The organism is Burkholderia metallica (assembly GCF_902832845.1).
GTDB lineage: Bacteria > Pseudomonadota > Gammaproteobacteria > Burkholderiales > Burkholderiaceae > Burkholderia > Burkholderia metallica.
Genome location: NZ_CADFDB010000003.1, coordinates 225,928 through 243,190, shown reverse-complemented (window position 1 = coordinate 243,190; position 17,263 = coordinate 225,928). Strand labels below are relative to the sequence as shown.

Here is a 17,263-nt window from a genome sequence, read left to right as displayed (position 1 = left end):
AGCGGCGGGCGCCGCCGCGTCAAAAACTTTGCGCTTCCGCTGTCGCTGGATTACATTGTGCGACGCAGCCGCGCCCGATTCGCGCGCGACCCGGCACGCAATGAGACCGGGCGCGTCCGGCCGGCGGCTGCCCGGCCCGGCCGGCCCGCTTTTCGCGTGCGCCGGCCGCCGGCCCGTGTCGCCTCTCTCGTATCGCCGTGGAAAACACCGGCTGTCCCGCCCGTTCGCGCGCGGGCCGGCTGCTTTTGGGGGTATCCGGCCGTACTGTGCACGGCCGTTCCGGAGTGATAAGGAGATAGCATGAAGTCGATCGTGTTGAGAGCGTTGGGCGTCGCCGCCGTGGCGGCCTGTCTGTCGGGCAGCGTGTATGCGCAGTCGAGCGATGCGGCGGCAACGGAAGCGCCGGCGGCCGCGACCAGCGCGCCGAAGGCCGCTGCGAAAACCGCGAAGAAGGCGAACCGCAAGCTGGGTTACACGGTGCGCAAGGCCATTTCGAAGGAATCGGGCGTGAACGTGTCGAACCTCGTCGTGCGCTCGAAGGGCGGCGCGATCACGCTGGAAGGCACGATGCCGGCCCAGGACCAGATCGACAAGGCGGAAGAAGCGGCCAAGGGCGTGAAGGGCGTGACGTCGGTCACGAACAAGCTGACGGTTCAGCAGCAGTGATGCCGGGCGGCGGCGCGCGAGCGCCGCGCGCGCCCGTTTTCAGGCGGGCCCCGGCATGCCGGGGCCCGTTTGCGCTTGAGAGGCCGCAAGCCGCACGAAGCGGCGGCGGACCGACAACGATATCGAGAGGGCGGCGATGACGAGGCTCGGGTGGGGCAGGCGGATGGTAGGGGGCGCGGCGCTGGCCGCGGTCGCGATGCTCGGCGCCTGCAACGGCGACGATTCGGCCGAGCGCAACCGGTTGCCCGGCTTCGTGTCCGGCAGCGTGCGCACGACGGCCTACGACGGCACGAGCGACGACCTGCTGACGGCCGGCCTCGGCAAGACGGGCCTCGGCTCGGCCGTCGCCCCCGGCTTCGCGAATGCCGCCCGGCCGACGACGGCCGAGCTGCGCCGTCTCGCGATCTGGTCGAACTACCGCGCGCTCGTCGACATGAGCGCGAACGGCGGCTACGGCCGCTTCTGGGGGCCGAACGTCGACCTCGACGGCAACGACACGCTCGGCGAAGGCAAGATCCCCGGCACCGAATACCTCGCGTACGCCGACGACGGCAGCGGCAGCAAGAACGTCACGCTGCTCGTGCAGGTGCCCGCCAGCTTCGATCCCGCGCAGCCGTGCATCGTCACCGCGACGTCGTCCGGCTCGCGCGGCGTGTACGGCGCGATTTCCGCGGCCGGCGAATGGGCGCTCAAGCGCGGCTGCGCGGTCGCCTACAACGACAAGGGCGGCGGCAACGGCGCGCACGAGCTGATGTCGGATACCGTCACGCTGATCGACGGCACGCTCGCCAACGCGGTGCTGGCCGGCACCGCGAGCCTGTTTACCGCGAACGTCACCAGCGGCGATCTCGCGGCCTTCAATGCCCGCTTCCCGAACCGCTATGCGTTCAAGCACGCGCATTCGCAGCAGAATCCCGAGCAGGACTGGGGGCGCGTGACGCTGCAGTCGGTCGAGTTCGCGTACTGGGCGCTCAACGAGCAGTTCGGACCGCTGATCGACGGCTCGCAGCACGGGGTGCGCTATCGCGCCGGCGACATCACGACGATCGCCGCGTCGGTCAGCAACGGCGGCGGCGCGTCGCTCGCGGCGGCCGAGCAGGACAATCGCGGCTGGATCACCGCGGTCGTGGTCGGCGAGCCGCAGATCAACGTGCGGATGGCGCCGAACGCAGTCGTGCGCACGGGCGGCCAGCCGGTACCGTCGTTCGGCCGGCCGCTGGCCGACTACGCGACGCTCGCGAACCTGCTGCAGCCGTGCGCGGCCGCGTCGGCCTCGCTCGCCGGCGCGCCGTACCTGAGCGCGCTGCCGGTGGCGACCACGCAGTCGATCCGCACGCAGCGCTGCGCGACGCTCGCCGCGGCCGGGCTCGTGTCGGGCGCCGATACGCAAAGCCAGGCCGCCGACGCGCTCGCGCAGCTCCATGCGGCCGGCTATCTCGCCGATTCCGACCTGCTGCACGCACCGATGTGGGATTCGCAGGCGATTCCGGCGATCGCGGTCACCTATGCGAACGCCTACACGCGCTCGCGCGTCACCGACAACCTGTGCAACTTCAGCTTCGCGACGACGAACCCGGCGACGGGCGCCGTCGCCGCGCCCGCCACGTCGCCGATGCCGGCCGTGTTCGGCGTCGGCAACGGCGTGCCGCCGACGGCCGGCATCGACCTCGTGTTCAACAACGGCGCCGGTGTCGACCACCGGCTCGCGACGCCCGACGCGAGCTTCGCGGGTGCGCTGTGCCTGCGCCAGCTGTGGACGAACGGGATGCTCGGGATGCCCGCGAACGTCGACGCGGTGCGCGTGAACGCGAACCTGCAGGGCAAGCCGGCGATCATCGTGCAGGGCCGCAGCGACGCGCTCGTGCCGGTGAACCACGCATCGCGCGCGTACGTCGCGCAGAACGGCATCAGCGAAGGCGGGCGCAGCCGGCTCGTGTTCTACGAGGTGACGAACGGCCAGCACTTCGACGCGTTCCTGCCGGTGGCGGGCTTCGACACGCGCTTCGTGCCGGTCCACTACTACAATCTGCAGGCGCTGAACCTGATGTGGAAGCACCTGAAGAACGGCGCGCCGCTGCCGCCGTCGCAGGTGATCCGCACGGTGCCGCGCGGCGGCACGCCGGGCGCCGCGCCCGCGCTGACGAGCGCGAACCTGCCGCCGATCTCTGCCGCGCCCGGCGCGAACGCGATCACGGTCGGCGCCGGCGCGATCGACGTGCCGCTCTGACGGCGCCCCGCCGCGCCGCCGTCACGAAGCCGGACCGCCGTCCGGCTTTTTCTTTTTGCGGGCGTGGAATCGGTCCCGTACCGCTTTTTTTCGAATGGCGAGCGCCGTAACAAATTATTACTTTACGGCGGTAAATAGGGAACCTAATATGCGCCGGTATTTTCACTTAATTTAATAAATTACAGATACGAGATATTCCTTTCCGTTTAGTTAATCGATCCTTTCGATTTTATTAAATCGGCTCGAACTGCGATTGATCGCTGCGTTGCGATTAATCGGCATTTCTCCGAGGGGGATTGTTCGTTTGTTCGAAACGAGACGCCTTTCTGGGCGCGCCTCGCAGGGCATGCTTTTGCCGTCGATTTTGTGCATGTGCAAATTCGCGAATTGAATCGTTACTGCTGCGGATTATTGAATTGTCGTTTGCAATGGAATTGATTCCATTGTGCGGTTGCGGAAATGCAGGTGGGGGTAAATCATGCCGGTCGGTATTCGCCGAACCGGTAAAAAACTCGGAGTGCGTCGCATAACGAATGCATTCCCGGTGCGGAGCGCCGGCGCAAATGATCCTTTGCGACCGGCGGTATTTATCGTTCTGTTCGAGAGGCAATAATGACGACACGGAAGTCCTTGAAAGACGGTTTCGCGCTATTCGGAACGACACTGAGCGTACCGCTCGCCGCGGCAGCGGCCGCGGCGCTGCTCGTCACGGGGTGCGGCGGCGACGACGGGCCGAGCCCGGCCGCTTCGGCCGCCGCCGCCGCCGCGACGTCCAGCGGCAGCACGTCGGCCAACACCAACGCAACGGCCGCCGCCGCGGCCGACCAGCCGTACGTCGACACCGACGTGTACGGCACCGGGCCGAACGACGCGGTCACGGATGCGACGGAAGGCGCGGCCGTCGTGCACCGCCAGGTCACGATCGGCGGCAAGACGATCAAGTACACGGCCACCACCGGCCACCTGACGACGATCGATCCGGTCACGTCGGCCCCGAACGCGAAGATGTTCTACGTCGCGTACACGCAGGACAATCCGGACCCGTCGAAGCCGCGCCCGGTCACGTTCTTCTACAACGGCGGTCCCGGCTCGTCGTCGGTCTACCTGCTGCTCGGCTCGTACGGGCCGAAGCGTCTGCAGTCGTCGTTCCCGAACTTCACGCCGCCCGCGCCGTACAAGCTGCTCGACAACCCGGACAGCCTGCTCGACCGCACCGACCTCGTGTTCATCAACCCGGTCGGCACCGGTTACTCGGCGGCGATCGCCCCGGCGAAGAACAAGGATTTCTGGGGCACCGACCAGGATGCGCGCTCGATCGACCGCTTCATCCAGCGCTACCTGACCAAGTACTCGCGCTGGAATTCGCCGAAGTTCCTGTACGGCGAGTCGTACGGCACCGCGCGCAGCGCGGTCGTATCGTGGGTGCTGCATGAGGACGGCATCGACCTGAACGGGATCACGCTGCAGTCGTCGATCCTCGACTACGCGAACGCGCTGTCCGCGCCGGGCACGTTCCCGACGCTCGCGGCCGATGCGTTCTACTGGAAGAAGACGACGCTCAACCCGACGCCGACCGATCTCGACGCGTACATGATCCAGGCGCGCAACTACGCGGACAACACGCTCGCGCCGCTCGCGCAGAAGCCGAACCCGCAGGACGGCGGTTTCGTGAACGTGCGGCTGAACCTGAACCTGCAGACCGCGCAGCAGATGGGCTCGTACATCGGCACGGACCCGACGTCGCTGATCCAGACGTTCGGCAACCCGGCCGCGCTCGGCAACGTGCCGTCGTCGGACGACAACCCGCCGTACACGTTCTTCCTGACGCTCGTGCCGGGCACGCAGATCGGCCAGTACGACGGGCGCGCGAACTTCACGGGCAAGGGCATCGCGCCGTACATCCTGCCGAACTCGGGCAGCAACGATCCGTCGATCACGAACGTCGGCGGCGCGTACACGGTGCTGTGGAACAGCTACATCAACACCGACCTCAAGTACACGTCGACGTCGTCGTTCGTGGACCTGAACGACCAGGTCTTCAACAACTGGGACTTCAGCCACATCGACCCGACCGGCGCGAACAAGGGTGGCGGCAATACGCTGTACACGGCCGGCGACCTCGCGTCGACGATGAGCGTGAACCCGGACCTGAAGGTGCTGTCGGCGAACGGCTATTTCGACGCCGTCACGCCGTTCCACCAGACGGAGCTGACGCTCGCGCAGATGCCGCTCGACCCGACGCTCAAGGCGCAGAACCTGACGATCAAGAACTACCCGTCGGGCCACATGATCTACCTGAACGACGCGTCGCGGACCGCGCTGAAGGGCGATCTCGCCAACTTCTACGACGGCATCCTCGCGAACCGCACCGCACTGCAGCGCGTGCTGAAGCTGCAGGCGCGCACGCAGCAGCTCAAGCAGCAGAAGCTGCAGCAGCAGGGGCAGTGAGTGACGCGGGCGGCGTGCGCCGCCCGACGTGATGCCGGCCTGCCGGGTAACGTGCTGCGGTTCGTTTCGTAGCGCGGGCCCATCGCAGTGCCGTCGTTCCCCAAGGTGCCCCGTCGGTCACGGACTGACGGGGCATCGTTTTGTTGGGGGGCGGGCGTGTCGCCGCGGAGACCTCACGAGACGGTGTTGCGCATCCTCGGAACGGGGATGAACGGCTTTCTATCGAGGATTCGCCAGACAAAATCCTCATGAAGCGGCGGCCGGGTGACGTGGCGGCGTGATTCGCCGGGAAGAGGGAAGGTGCCGATGCGCGGCGTGGCCGCCGCCGCGCTTACGCGAGCACGAGCCGCACGCCGACCGCGACGAGCGTCGCGGCGAGCAGGTTGCGCAGCAGCCGCTCGGGCGCGCGCGCCGACAGCAGGCTGCCGAGCACGATACCGGGCAGCGAGCCGAGCAGCAGCGACAGCAGCATCGACCAGTCGACCGAGCCGAGCAGCCAGTGACCCATGCCTGCGACGAGCGTGAGCGGCACCGCGTGCGCGATGTCGGAGCCGACGATGCGGGTCGTCGCGAGCGCCGGGTACAGCAGCAGGAGCACCGTCACGCCGATGGCGCCGGCGCCGACCGACGTCATCGACACGAGCACGCCGAGCACGGCGCCCGTCAGCATCGTCGACCACAGCGTGCGCGCGGGGTTCGGCGCGAGCGGGTTGCGCGCAGCGAACGCGGTCAGCTGCGGCCGGAAAATCAGCGCGAGCGACGTGAGCAGCAGCGCGATGCCCAGCACGAGCTGGATCATCCGCGCGGTGCCCGGCGTATTCATCCCGTGCGTATGCAGCCACCACAGCGTGACGGCCGCGGCCGGCACGCTGCCCGCCGCGAGCCGGCCCGTGATGCGCCAGTCGATCGAGCCCTTCAGCCCGTGCACGAGCGTGCCGGTGGCCTTGGTCGCGGCCGCGTACAGCAGGTCGGTGCCGACCGCCGTCGCAGGGTGGACGCCGAACAGCAGCACGAGGATCGGCGTCATCAACGAACCGCCGCCGACCCCCGTCAGGCCGACGAGAATGCCGACGAACAGGCCGGACAACGAGTACAGCAGATCGATATGGGGAAGTGACATCGGAAGCAGGCGGTTATGCGGCGTTCGGCGGCGGCGCGCGGCCGCTGCGCGCGCGTCAAAGTCCGCCATTGTCGCAAATGTGGCGGGTTGATGTACGACTGCGTTAAAAATCGGGTGGAAAAGCCCGTGCGGCGGGCTGCTGGGCGGCGGTCGGACAGGCGTTCGGGCGGAGCGGGGGGCTTGGTGGCCGGTCCTTGCCGCGACGACGGGCCCGGGGCCGGCCCGGCGAATCGGGCGCGCATGCCGGGTCCGGCACGCGAAAAAGGGCGCGACGATGCGCGCCCCCGGATCGATGGCGTCGCCGGCCGCTGCCGGCCGCCGCTCGTCAGTGCATCGCGGGGCCGGCGCCGTCGACGGCTTGCTGCCGGCGGATGCGCAGCGCGAGCCCGATCAGCGCCGCGAGCGCGGCGAACGCCGCGCCGAACGCGAAGGCCGCGTGGTAGCCGCCGTTCAGCGCGTCGAGCGGGGCGGCGTTCGCTGCCGCGAGTGCATCGGTGCGGGCGCCCGCGAGGCTCGCGAGCACGGCGAGCCCGAGCGCGCCGCCCATCATGAACGCGGTGTTGACGATCCCCGATGCGAGCCCCGAATCGGCCGGATCGACGTCGCTCATCGCGGCGAGCAGCATCGGGTTGAACGCGACGCCCGCGCCGATGCCGAGCAGCGTCATGCCGGGCAGCACGTGCCACACGAACCCGCCGTCCACCGGCGCGCGCGAGAACAGCGCGAGGCCGCAGGCCGCGATCAGCAGGCCGGCCGCGATCGGGCCGCGGATTCCGAAGCGCATCACGATCCGCGCCGACAGCCCGAGCGAGAACGCGGCCATGATCAGGTTCGCCGGCAGGAACGCGAGACCGACCTGCAGCGGCCCGTAGCCGAGCACGCGCTGCATGTACAGCGCGGACAGGAAGAACCATGCGAACATCGCGGCCGCCCACAGCACGGCGATCACATTCGCGAGCGCGACGTTGCGCGCGGCGAACAGCGACAGCGGCATCAGCGGATGCGCGGCGCGCGATTCGATCGCGACGAACAGCGCGAGCAGCACGACGGCCGCGCCGATCAGCGCGACGGTCTGCGTCGACAGCCAGCCGGCCTCGTTGCCGCCGACGATCCCGTACACGGCCAGCATCAGCGATGCCGTCACGGTGATCGCGCCCGCGACGTCGAGTCGCGCGGTGCCGGCCGGCGCGCGCAGGCGCGGCAGCAGCGCGGCGCTCATCGCATAGACGGCGACCCCGATCGGCAGGTTGACGAGGAAGATCCAGTGCCACGACAGCGCGTTCGTCAACAGGCCGCCGAGCAGCACGCCGATGCTGCCGCCGCCCGCGCACACGAAGCCGTACACGCCCATTGCGCGCGCGCGTTCGCCGGGCTCGGTGAAGAGGTTCATGATCAGCGACAGCGCGACGGCCGATACCACCGCGCCGCCGATCCCCTGCACGGCGCGCGCGGCGATCAGCATCGTCTGCGAGTGCGCGAGGCCGCATGCGAGCGATGCGAGCGTGAAGACGACGAGGCCCGCGAGGAACATGCGCCGCTGGCCGTACAGGTCGCCGAGCCGGCCGCCGAGCAGCAGGCAGCCGCCGAACGTCAGCAGATACGCGTTCACGACCCACACGAGGGCCGTCTCGGTGAAATGGAGATCGGTGCTGATCGACGGCAGCGCAACGTTCACGATCGTGCTGTCGAGCACGATCATCAGCACGCCGAGGCAGAGGACGATCAACGCGTACCAGCGCTTCTCGCCGTGGATACCGTGGGTCATGGGCGCTCAGCCTTCTTTCTGACAGTTATTTGAAAGGAGGCATTGTAGACGTCATCGGCGCGTGCTTCCTGCCGGTTTGTGGCAGCAGCGAAGCGTAGTCGCGCGGCAGGAGGGCAAGCGCGCGACGAATGCGGCGGACGTTACGCGCGCGCCGGCAGTTCGCAGCCGTCGGGGCCGCACGCGGCCGCGTCGCCGCCGTCGAGTTCGACGATGCCGTCGCGCCACGCCTGGTCGAGCGCCTGCGCGAACGCGTCGGCCGGTTGCGCGCCCGACACCGCATAGCGGCCGCCGAACACGAACAGCGGCACGCCGCGTCCGCCGATCTGCGCGGCGCGCGCGGCGTCGGCTTCGACGTCGTCGCGGTACGCGTCGCTGCGCAGCACGGCTTCGACGGCCGAACGTTCGAGCCCGGCTTCGACCGCGAATTCGGTCAGCTCGGCGTGATCGAACAGCGAGCCGTGCTCGCAGAAATACGCGCGGTACAGCCGCTCGGTCAGCGCGTGCGCGCGGCCCGTCGCTTCCGCGAGCTTCACGAGCCGGTGGCCGTCGAGCGTGTCGCCGACGAGCGTGCCGGGCAGGTCGTAGCGCAGCCCGACGCTCGCGGCCGCATCGGTCACCTGGCGCAGCATCTGGTCGACCTGCGCGGGCGACATCCGGTACTTGCCGGCCAGCATCGCCTCGACCGGCTCGACGGGCTGGCCCGGCATCAGCCGGTACGCGCGCAGCGCGACGTCGACACGCTCCGCATGCGCGAACGCGGCGAGCGCCTCGTCGAAACGGCGCTTGCCGATCCAGCACCACGGGCAGATCAGGTCGGACCAGATCTCGACGGTCAGGGTCGGGCGGGCAGTCGGGGCGGGAGCGGTCGTCATGGGCGATTCCGGGCAGCAAAAAAATGTAACCGGGACTATATCATTTTGTGCTTCGGTGCTTCGGTGCTTCGGTGCTTCGGTGCTTCGGTGCTTCGGTGCTTCGGTGCTTCGGCGTGGTCATGCGGCTACGCGAAACGGGCGCGGGGCGTTTCCCGAAGCATAGACACGGAAGCGGCGTCCCGATAGCGGCTGCCGATCCCGGCCTGCGTCGAGCGCTGGCTACCGAACCACGGCGACGCGCGTTGTCTACGCGTCGCCCTGCGTTTCCTTCAGGTGCTTGAGGTGCTTGTAGACCGTCGCGCGCCCCATCCCGAGCACGTTCGCGACGTAGTTCGCCGCGCTCTTGCCACGGAACGCGCCTTCCGCGTAGAGCGCTTCGACGAGCTCGCGCCGATGCTCGCGCGTGAGCCCGTTCAGCCCGACCTGCCGCTCGCGCAGCCAGCCGTGCAGGAACGTGTTGATGCGCTCCTGCCAGTCGTCGCGGAACAGCTCGTCCGGCTGCGCGACGACGCCCGCGCCCTTGATGAACAGGTCGAGCGTCGCGCGCACCTCGTCGAACACCGCGATGTTGAAGTTGATGCACATCATCCCGGCCGGGCGGCCTTCGTCGTCGAACAGCACGTTGCTCACGCAGCGCATCCGCCGGCCGTCCCAGTTCAGCTTCTCGTACGGGCCGATCACGCGCTCGCGCGCCGAATGATCGATTTCCTCGAGCGCGGAATCGTCGCCGACCTCGCGCTTCGACAGGTTGTTCGCGAGATACAGCACGGTCTGGTCGTGCAGGTCGTGGATCACGACTTCCGCGTACGGGAAGAACAGCGCGGCGATACCGTCGGCGATCGGCGCATAGCGGGTGAGCAGCAGGTCTTTGACGGGGGATTTCTTCTTGCGCATCGGTGTCGCCATCTCGGGTGGACGGGGGCCGGGCGGCGCATCGGGCAGACGTCGCGGCACGCCGTTGGCCGGCATGCCCGTGCGCCCGCGCGCGGCCGCCGCGGCGGTTGCGCCATTGTATCGGCCCCGCGTGCGCGTGCCGCTCATGCGCGCGTGAGATGCGTGTACAGCGCGTGCGCGATCGCGATGTCCTCGAGCCCGAGGCCGATCGAGCGGAAGAACGCATGACGTGCGTACGACGGCGCCGGACAGGCGCCGGCGACGAGCGCGGGCAGGTCGCCGACGATTCGCGCGGGGTCCCAGCCGTGCTCGGCCGCCGCGATCTGCATCTCGCCGGCGCTCGCGGGCGTCGTGTGCCGGTAGTCGCAGTACACGTCCATGTCGGGCAGCCACGCGGGCGGGATCTCGTGCGCGCGCGCGACGTTCGTGCTGATCGACGTGACGAGCGCGGGGCGCGTGAGCATTCCGTCGCCGAGCACCGGCGTGCCCGACGACGTGCACAGCATCACGACGTCCGCGTCGCGCACGCAGGCTTCGACGCTCGCGGCGGCGCGGGCGCGCGGATCGCGTTGCGCGAGCGTCGCCTGCTGTGCGGTGTCGCCGGCCAGCGCGGGCGAGTACACGCGGATCGTCTCCCAGTCGCGCAATCCCGCCGTGTGCCGCAGGTGCGCGAGGCCGACCGCGCCCGCGCCGACGATCGCGAGATGGCGCGCGCCGCGCGGCGCGAGGCAGTCGACCGCGAGCGCGGTCGTGCCGGCCGTGCGCTCGACGGTCAGCAGGCCCGCGTCGCACCACATCAGCGGCTGGCCCGTGCGCATCGACATCAGCGCGGTCCAGGCGGTCACGATGGGTTTGCCGCCCGTCACGACATAAGGTGACAGCTTCGCGCCGAACACCTGCGCGTCGGCGAGCGCGCCGAGATACGTGATGAAGTCGCCGGCCTGGTCGGGAAACAGCGTGAGCGTTTGCGGCGGCTGCACCGCGCGCGCTGCGGCGAGCGACGCGAACATGCGGCGCAGCGTGCCGAGCACGTCGAGCGACGGCAGCGCGGCGCGCACCGCGGCTTCGTCGACGGTCAGCGGCAGATTCGGGGCGGTTTGCGTCATGGGGACATCTCCGGTCGGGGCCGGACAGGTCCGTCTCATTCGACGCTGTCCGGCGGTGTTCGTGATGGACGAAAAGTCTAATATAGACAAACGAAATCTGGATGATTTTTCTTTTTGAGACTTCGAGTTGTCGATGGATCACGGAAAAACGTAGAAGAATCAACGGAATTCCGCGCGACTGGCGACGTTCCGACGTCGCTCCTCGGGGCGCGATCCACGTATCCCCTATAGTCCATAGTAGACTTTGAGTCTATATTTCGCGTGCAGGACACGATGCGTCGCCGCGTGCGGGCCGCCGCTTTTCGAATGTCGATCCGGCGCCTGGCCGGCGCCGTCGTGTACCGATCTTCATCGCCTCAATCCGGAACGGAAGGACCGTCATGAACTGGAAGCTCTCCCTTTGCGCCGTTGCGGCGCTTGCCTGCGCGGCCGTCACGGCCCATGCGGAACAAACCACGTTGCGCTTCGGGATCGAAGCCGCCTATCCGCCGTTCGAGAGCAAGACGCCGGCCGGCCAGCTGCAGGGTTTCGACGTCGACATCGGCAACGCGGTGTGCGCGAAGCTGAACATGAAATGCGTATGGGTCGAGAATGCGTTCGACGGCCTGATCCCGGCGCTGCAGGCGCGCAAGTTCGACGCAATCAACTCGGCGATGAACATCACCGCGAAGCGCCGGCAGAGCATCGACTTCACGCCGGCGATCTACGTGGTGCCGATCGTGATGATCGCGAAGCGCGGCTCGCCGCTGCGGCCCAACGTCGCGAGCCTGCGCGGCAAGCACGTCGGCGTGCTGCAGGGCTCGTCGCAGGAGGATTTCCTGAAGGCGCACTGGGCCGACGCGGGCGTGGCCGTCGTGTCGTACCAGGATCAGGACCAGATCTACGCCGATCTCGTCGCGGGTCGCCTCGACGCGGCCGTGCAGGAAGCGCAGACCGCGCAGGACGGTTTCCTCGACAAGCCGGCCGGCCGCGACTACCAGATCGTCGGCGAGCCGCTGAAGGATCCGGCGACCCTCGGCGAAGGCACGGGCTTCGGGATGCGCAAGGGCGACAAGGCGCTGCAGGCGAAGATCGTCGGCGCGCTCGACGCGCTGAAGAAGGACGGCACGCTCAGCGCGCTGTCGCAGAAGTACTTCAAGCGCGACATCGTCGCGAAGTAACCACCGCCGCGCGCCGGCCGTCGCGCCGGCGCGTGTCGCATCGACTTTCGACGCAGTACGGGGAACCATGGATTTCGACGTCATCGTTCTGGGGGCCGGCATCGTCGGCGTGTCGTCGGCGCTGCATCTGCAGGATCGCGGGCTTCGTGTCGCGCTCGTCGACCGGCGCGCGCCGGGCGAGGAAACGAGCCACGGCAATGCGGGGCTGATCGAGCGCTCGTCGGTCGTGCCGTATGCGTTTCCGCGCCGGCTCGGCACGCTGCTGCGCTATGCACGCAACCGCTCGGTCGATCTGTACTGGGACTACCGGGCGCTGCCCGCGTATGCGGGCTGGCTCGCGCGCTTCTGGCGCGAATCGTCGCCGCAGCGGCTCGCCGCCGCCGCGCGCGACCTGCTGCCGCTCGTCGCGGCGAGCGTGGTCGAGCACGACGCGCTGCTCGCGCGCACCGATGCGCAGCCGCTCGTGCATGACGGCGGGTGGATCGAGGCATTCCGTTCGCCCGCGCTGTTCGATGCGGAAGCGCGCGTGCAGCAGCGCGTGGCCGACGCGCACGGGCTGCGGATGACGGTGCTCGATGCCCGTGCGTTGCGCGCACGCGAACCCGGTATCGGCGACGCGTTCTGCGGCGCATTCCACTGGCAGGACCCGAAGACCGTGTCGAGCCCCGGCGGGCTGACCAAGGCGTATGCACGGCTGTTCGAGCGCGACGGCGGCACGTTCGTACTCGGCGATGCACGGACACTCGTGCAGGTGGACGACGGCTGGCGGGTCGGCACCGAACACGGGCCGATCTCGGCGCGTTCGGCCGTGGTCGCGCTCGGGCCGTGGTCCGATCACGTGTTTGAGCCGCTCGGCTACCGGATTCCGCTGCGGGCGAAGCGCGGCTACCACATGCATTACCGGCCGACGCGTACGCCGCTGAACGTGCCGGTGTGCGATACCGAGGAAGGTTTCGTCGTCGCGCCGATGGAGGGCGGCCGCCTGCGGCTCACGACCGGCGTCGAGATCGCGCTGCGCGGCGCACCGCCGACCGGCGTGCAGCTCGCACGGGCGGAGCCGCTCGCGCGCGACGCGTTCGGCATCGGCGAGCGGCTCGATCCCGAACCGTGGCTCGGCATGCGGCCGTGCACGCCCGACATGCGCCCGGTGATCGGGCCCGCGCCGCGCCATCGCCATCTATGGTTCGCATTCGGGCATTGCCACCACGGGCTCACGCTCGGCCCCGCGACCGGGCGCCTGCTCGCCGAAATGATGACGGGCGCGCCGACCTATATCGATCCCCATCCATACCGGCCCGCACGCTTCGGCTGATCTGGCGGCGCGCGCGGCCCCGCATGCGCGCCGACTGCGGCGCAGTCTTCACAATGTTTCAGTTTGCTATCCGAATTAACGGAAATCACGCAATCGGAAATGATCTGCGTAATCGGCAAGAAAGATAATCGCCAAATAAGGAAAATAAGGAAATAGGCGATTTATCAATGCATTTTCATATTGCTGAAATGCGTAATGGGCAGCCGGCCCGGTCGGTGTGGCGCATCGTCACGCGACGTGCTCCGGTGTTACGCGGTATGTACCGGAACACGTTACCGCGCGGCTCGCAAACGTTACGTTACATCGGTGTTCCGTCGATCTTTTTCATCTGACGATTGCCGTGCCGCGGCCGTGTATTTCGGCTGAATTCGATTAAAAATCGCTATTAAGCGTCAATAAGCAGACGAAATCAGCCCGTTTTTGGAATTGGCACACTTCGTGCAATCCGTCCCCATGCTTTATCAACGTTGTGCCAACCGAGATGGGGAAAATAAAGATGGGACACAATTTCAAATTGACGGGTGTGGCGCTGTCGGTCGCGGCGGTGTTCGGGGTGCTGGCTTCGGGTTCCGCGCTGGCGGGGGGGCTGGATGCGCTTCCGATCCCGCAAGTGATCGTCAACCCGCCGACGCACAGCGTGTCGGTCGGGTTGGTCGCGACGGGTACGTCGCCGCTGGGCTCGGTCACCGTGGCGGCCGGCGGGGCAGGCGCGATCCAGACGTCGCTGGGCGATCCCGGCCAGGTGCTGTCCGGTGCCGTGGGGGCGGTGACGGGCGCACTCGGCGGTGGTGGCGGCACGGTGCAGCCGCTCGCGCCGGTCCAGGGCGTATTGAACCAGGTCACGGGTGCGCTGAGCGGCGGCAACCCGGCGGGTGCGTTGACCGGTGCGCTGAATACGGCGACGGGGACCCTCAGCAACGCGGTTGGCACGGTCACGGGCGCATTGGGTGGCGTCGGCGGTGGCGCGAATCCGCTGGCACCGGTTCAAGGCGTGGTGAATCAAGTCACGGGTGCGCTCGGTGGCGGCAATCCGGCCGGTGCGTTGACGGGTGCGCTTGGTACGGTGACCGGCGCGCTCGGTAGCGGCAATCCGGCGGGTGCGTTGACGGGTGCGCTTGGCACGGTGACCGGGGCGCTGGGTAATGTCGGCGGTGGATCGTACCCGCTGGGGGCGGTTCAAGGCGTCGTCAATCAAGTCACAGGCGCACTCGGTAGCGGCAACCCGGCTGGTGCGTTGACGGGGGCACTCGGTACGGTGGCGGGCGAGCTAGGCGCTGGCAATCCGGCAGGTACGTTGACCGGTGCGATCGGCAACGTGACGGGGGCGTTGGGCGCGCTGGGCGCCATCGGTGGCGGCGCGGACCCGTTGGCACCCGTTCAGGGTGTCGTGAATCAGGTGACGGGCGCGCTGGGTGGCGGCAACCCGGCTGGTGCGCTGACGGGCGCGCTGAACACGGCGACCGGGGCATTGAGCAACGCACTCGGTACCGCAACGGGCGCATTGGGCGGCATCGGTGGCGGCTCGAATCCGCTGGCGCCGGTGCAAGGCGTGGTGAATCAAGTCACGGGCGCGCTGGGCAGCGGCAACCCGGCAGGCGCACTGACCGGCGCACTCGGCACGGTGACGGGCGCTCTGGGCGGCATCGGCGGCGGTACGAGCCCGCTGGCACCGGTGCAAGGCGTAGTGAACCAAGTGACGGGCGCGCTGGGCGGCGGCAATCCGGCAGGTGCACTGACCGGCGCACTTGGCACGGTGACGGGCGCATTGGGCGGTGTCGGTGGTGGCTCGAGTCCGCTGGCGCCGGTGCAAGGCGTGGTGAATCAAGTCACGGGTGCCCTTGGTGGCGGCAACCCGGCAGGCGCACTGACTGGCGCTCTCGGTACGGTCACGGGCGCATTGGGTGGCGTCGGTGGTGGCTCGAATCCGCTGGCGCCGGTGCAAGGCGTGGTGAATCAAGTCACGGGTGCACTCGGCAGCGGCAACCCGGCAGGCGCATTGACCGGCGCACTCGGCACGGTAACAGGCGCTTTGGGCGGCATCGGCGGCGGCTCGAACCCGCTGGCACCGGTGCAGGGTGTAGTGAATCAAGTCACGGGCGCACTCGGCAGCAACCCGGCAGGCGCATTGACAGGCGCACTCGGCACGGTAACGGGTGCTCTGGGAGGCATCGGCGGCGGCTCGAACCCGCTGGCGCCGGTGCAAGGCGTAGTGAACCAAGTCACGGGTGCACTCGGTAGCGGCAACCCTGCCGGCGCACTGACCGGCGCGCTCGGCACGGTAACGGGTGCTCTGGGCGGCATCGGCGGCGGCTCGAACCCGCTGGCGCCAGTACAAGGCGTAGTGAACCAAGTGACGGGCACGCTCGGCAGCAGCAACCCGGCAGGCGCACTGACCGGTGCACTCGGCACGGTAACGGGCGCTCTGGGCGGCATCGGCGGCGGTTCGAACCCATTGGCGCCGGTGCAAGGCGTGGTGAATCAAGTCACGGGCACGCTCGGCAGCGGCAACCCGGCTGGCGCCCTGACCGGCGCGCTCGGCACGGTAACGGGTGCTCTGGGCGGTATCGGCGGCGGCTCGAACCCGCTGGCACCGATCCAGAGCGTCGTCGACCAGGTCACCGGCACGCTCGGCAGCGGTAACCCGGCCGGCGCGCTGAGCAGCGCGGTCAACACGATCACCGGCACGCTCGGCAACGTCGGTGGTGCGGGTAGCCCGCTCGCGCCGGTGCAAGGCGTCGTCACGCAGCTCGCGGGCACGCTCGGCGACGCGAATCCGCTGGCGCCGGTACAAGGCGTCGTGAACCAGGTCGTCGGCACGCTGTCCGGCGTCGGCGGCGGCAGCCCGATCACGCCGATCACGAACCTCGTCAACGGCCTGCAGAACGCGCTGCCGACGGGCGGCAACGCGGCCGGCGCGCTGACCGGCGCACTCGGCTCGGTGACGGGCGCACTCGGCAACCTCGGCGGGTCGAATCCGCTGGCGCCGGTACAAGGCGTCGTGAACCAGGTCGTCGGCACGCTCAGCAACAACAATGCGGTCGGCACGGCCACGAACGCACTGGGTAACGCGGTCGGCTCCGTCGTCGGCGCACTCGGCAACCTCGGCGGCTCGAACCCGCTGGCGCCGGTGCAAGGCGTCGTGAACCAGGTCGTCGGCACGTTGTCGGGCGCGGCAGGCAGCAACCCGATCGCCCCGATCACGAACCTCGTGAGCGGCCTGACCGGCGGCAGCAACCCGGCAGGCGCGCTGACCGGTGCGCTCGGTTCGGTGACGGGCGCGCTCGCGAACGGTCCGGTGGCGCTCGGACAAGCGGCCGGCGCGCTGTCCGGCGCGGCCGGCTCGACGGCGGCGGCGGGCGGCAGCCTGCTCGGCTCGGGCGCGAACGCGGCCGGCGGCACGGCGGGTGCGGTCGGCTCGCTGCTGACGACGGGCGCCAACGCGACGGCGACGGTCGTCAACGCCGTCGGCACGACGGTGGGCACGGCACTCGGCTCCGCGCCGGGCCTGTCGGTCACGCCGCACTCGGGCAACGGCACGCCGGGCAACCCGCTCGCACCGGTGTCGTCGCTGCTCCAGTCGCTGACGGGCGCACTGCCGAAGTAACGGGCCGGGCGAGCACGGCGGCGCAGGATCGGCCGCCGTGCGCAACGGGTCGCGCAACGGGTCGCGCAACGGGTCGCGCAACGCGGCAT

11 protein-coding genes are annotated in these 17,263 nt (G+C 69.0%); 6 read left to right on the top strand and 5 right to left on the bottom strand.

Annotated elements, in window-relative coordinates:
• Positions 1–300: 300 nt before the first annotated feature.
• From HWX08_RS11265 to HWX08_RS11255, 3 genes are all read left to right on the top strand, one after another.
• Positions 301–666, top strand: a complete 366-nt coding sequence (locus HWX08_RS11265; protein WP_069255916.1) for a BON domain-containing protein — start codon at positions 301–303, stop codon at positions 664–666.
• Between the two features lie 136 nt (positions 667–802).
• Positions 803–2,893, top strand: coding sequence for a D-(-)-3-hydroxybutyrate oligomer hydrolase (locus HWX08_RS11260; RefSeq protein WP_174919584.1), 2,091 nt, complete (start codon positions 803–805; stop codon positions 2,891–2,893).
• A 612-nt stretch (positions 2,894–3,505) separates the two neighbouring features.
• On the top strand, positions 3,506–5,341 hold the full coding sequence (locus HWX08_RS11255) for a S10 family peptidase (RefSeq protein WP_174919583.1): 1,836 nt from the start codon (positions 3,506–3,508) through the stop codon (positions 5,339–5,341).
• Positions 5,342–5,672: 331 nt separating this feature from the next.
• Here HWX08_RS11255 and HWX08_RS11250 read toward each other — a convergent pair whose 3' ends face one another.
• From HWX08_RS11250 to HWX08_RS11230, 5 genes are all read right to left on the bottom strand, one after another.
• Positions 5,673–6,461: a sulfite exporter TauE/SafE family protein gene (locus HWX08_RS11250; RefSeq protein WP_069257949.1), complete on the bottom strand. Its 789-nt coding sequence runs from the start codon at positions 6,459–6,461 to the stop codon at positions 5,673–5,675.
• Between the two features lie 325 nt (positions 6,462–6,786).
• Positions 6,787–8,226, bottom strand: a complete 1,440-nt coding sequence (locus tag HWX08_RS11245; protein ID WP_069255919.1) for a DHA2 family efflux MFS transporter permease subunit — start codon at positions 8,224–8,226, stop codon at positions 6,787–6,789.
• A 140-nt stretch (positions 8,227–8,366) separates the two neighbouring features.
• On the bottom strand, positions 8,367–9,098 hold the full coding sequence (locus HWX08_RS11240) for a DsbA family oxidoreductase (protein WP_174919582.1): 732 nt from the start codon (positions 9,096–9,098) through the stop codon (positions 8,367–8,369).
• A 246-nt stretch (positions 9,099–9,344) separates the two neighbouring features.
• Positions 9,345–10,139 (bottom strand): helix-turn-helix transcriptional regulator, encoded by a 795-nt coding sequence (locus tag HWX08_RS11235; protein ID WP_174919581.1) that lies wholly within the window; start codon positions 10,137–10,139, stop codon positions 9,345–9,347.
• Positions 10,136–11,098, bottom strand: coding sequence for an ornithine cyclodeaminase family protein (locus tag HWX08_RS11230; RefSeq protein ID WP_174919580.1), 963 nt, complete (start codon positions 11,096–11,098; stop codon positions 10,136–10,138). Before HWX08_RS11230 ends, HWX08_RS11235 begins: the two co-directional genes overlap by 4 nt.
• A gap of 380 nt (positions 11,099–11,478) precedes the next feature.
• Here HWX08_RS11230 and HWX08_RS11225 point away from each other — a divergent pair, with 380 nt between their 5' ends.
• The 3 genes from HWX08_RS11225 to HWX08_RS11215 all read left to right on the top strand — a co-directional run bounded on the left by HWX08_RS11225 (position 11,479) and on the right by HWX08_RS11215 (position 17,174).
• Positions 11,479–12,258 (top strand): ABC transporter substrate-binding protein, encoded by a 780-nt coding sequence (locus tag HWX08_RS11225; protein WP_174919579.1) that lies wholly within the window; start codon positions 11,479–11,481, stop codon positions 12,256–12,258.
• Between the two features lie 67 nt (positions 12,259–12,325).
• Entirely contained in the window at positions 12,326–13,570 is a 1,245-nt protein-coding gene (locus HWX08_RS11220) for an NAD(P)/FAD-dependent oxidoreductase (RefSeq protein ID WP_174919578.1), read from the top strand.
• 496 nt (positions 13,571–14,066) lie between these two features.
• Complete coding sequence (locus tag HWX08_RS11215) at positions 14,067–17,174, top strand: beta strand repeat-containing protein (RefSeq protein ID WP_174919577.1); 3,108 nt, start codon at positions 14,067–14,069, stop codon at positions 17,172–17,174.
• Positions 17,175–17,263: the final 89 nt, after the last annotated feature.

Coding starts and splice junctions, on each gene's coding strand:
- HWX08_RS11265 (WP_069255916.1), top strand. CDS start 301: ATGAAGTCGATCGTGTTGAGAGCGTTGGGCGTCGCCGCCGTGGCGGCC.
- HWX08_RS11260 (WP_174919584.1), top strand. CDS start 803: ATGACGAGGCTCGGGTGGGGCAGGCGGATGGTAGGGGGCGCGGCGCTG.
- HWX08_RS11255 (WP_174919583.1), top strand. CDS start 3,506: ATGACGACACGGAAGTCCTTGAAAGACGGTTTCGCGCTATTCGGAACG.
- HWX08_RS11250 (WP_069257949.1), bottom strand. CDS start 6,461: ATGTCACTTCCCCATATCGATCTGCTGTACTCGTTGTCCGGCCTGTTC.
- HWX08_RS11245 (WP_069255919.1), bottom strand. CDS start 8,226: ATGACCCACGGTATCCACGGCGAGAAGCGCTGGTACGCGTTGATCGTC.
- HWX08_RS11240 (WP_174919582.1), bottom strand. CDS start 9,098: ATGACGACCGCTCCCGCCCCGACTGCCCGCCCGACCCTGACCGTCGAG.
- HWX08_RS11235 (WP_174919581.1), bottom strand. CDS start 10,139: ATGAGCGGCACGCGCACGCGGGGCCGATACAATGGCGCAACCGCCGCG.
- HWX08_RS11230 (WP_174919580.1), bottom strand. CDS start 11,098: ATGACGCAAACCGCCCCGAATCTGCCGCTGACCGTCGACGAAGCCGCG.
- HWX08_RS11225 (WP_174919579.1), top strand. CDS start 11,479: ATGAACTGGAAGCTCTCCCTTTGCGCCGTTGCGGCGCTTGCCTGCGCG.
- HWX08_RS11220 (WP_174919578.1), top strand. CDS start 12,326: ATGGATTTCGACGTCATCGTTCTGGGGGCCGGCATCGTCGGCGTGTCG.
- HWX08_RS11215 (WP_174919577.1), top strand. CDS start 14,067: ATGGGACACAATTTCAAATTGACGGGTGTGGCGCTGTCGGTCGCGGCG.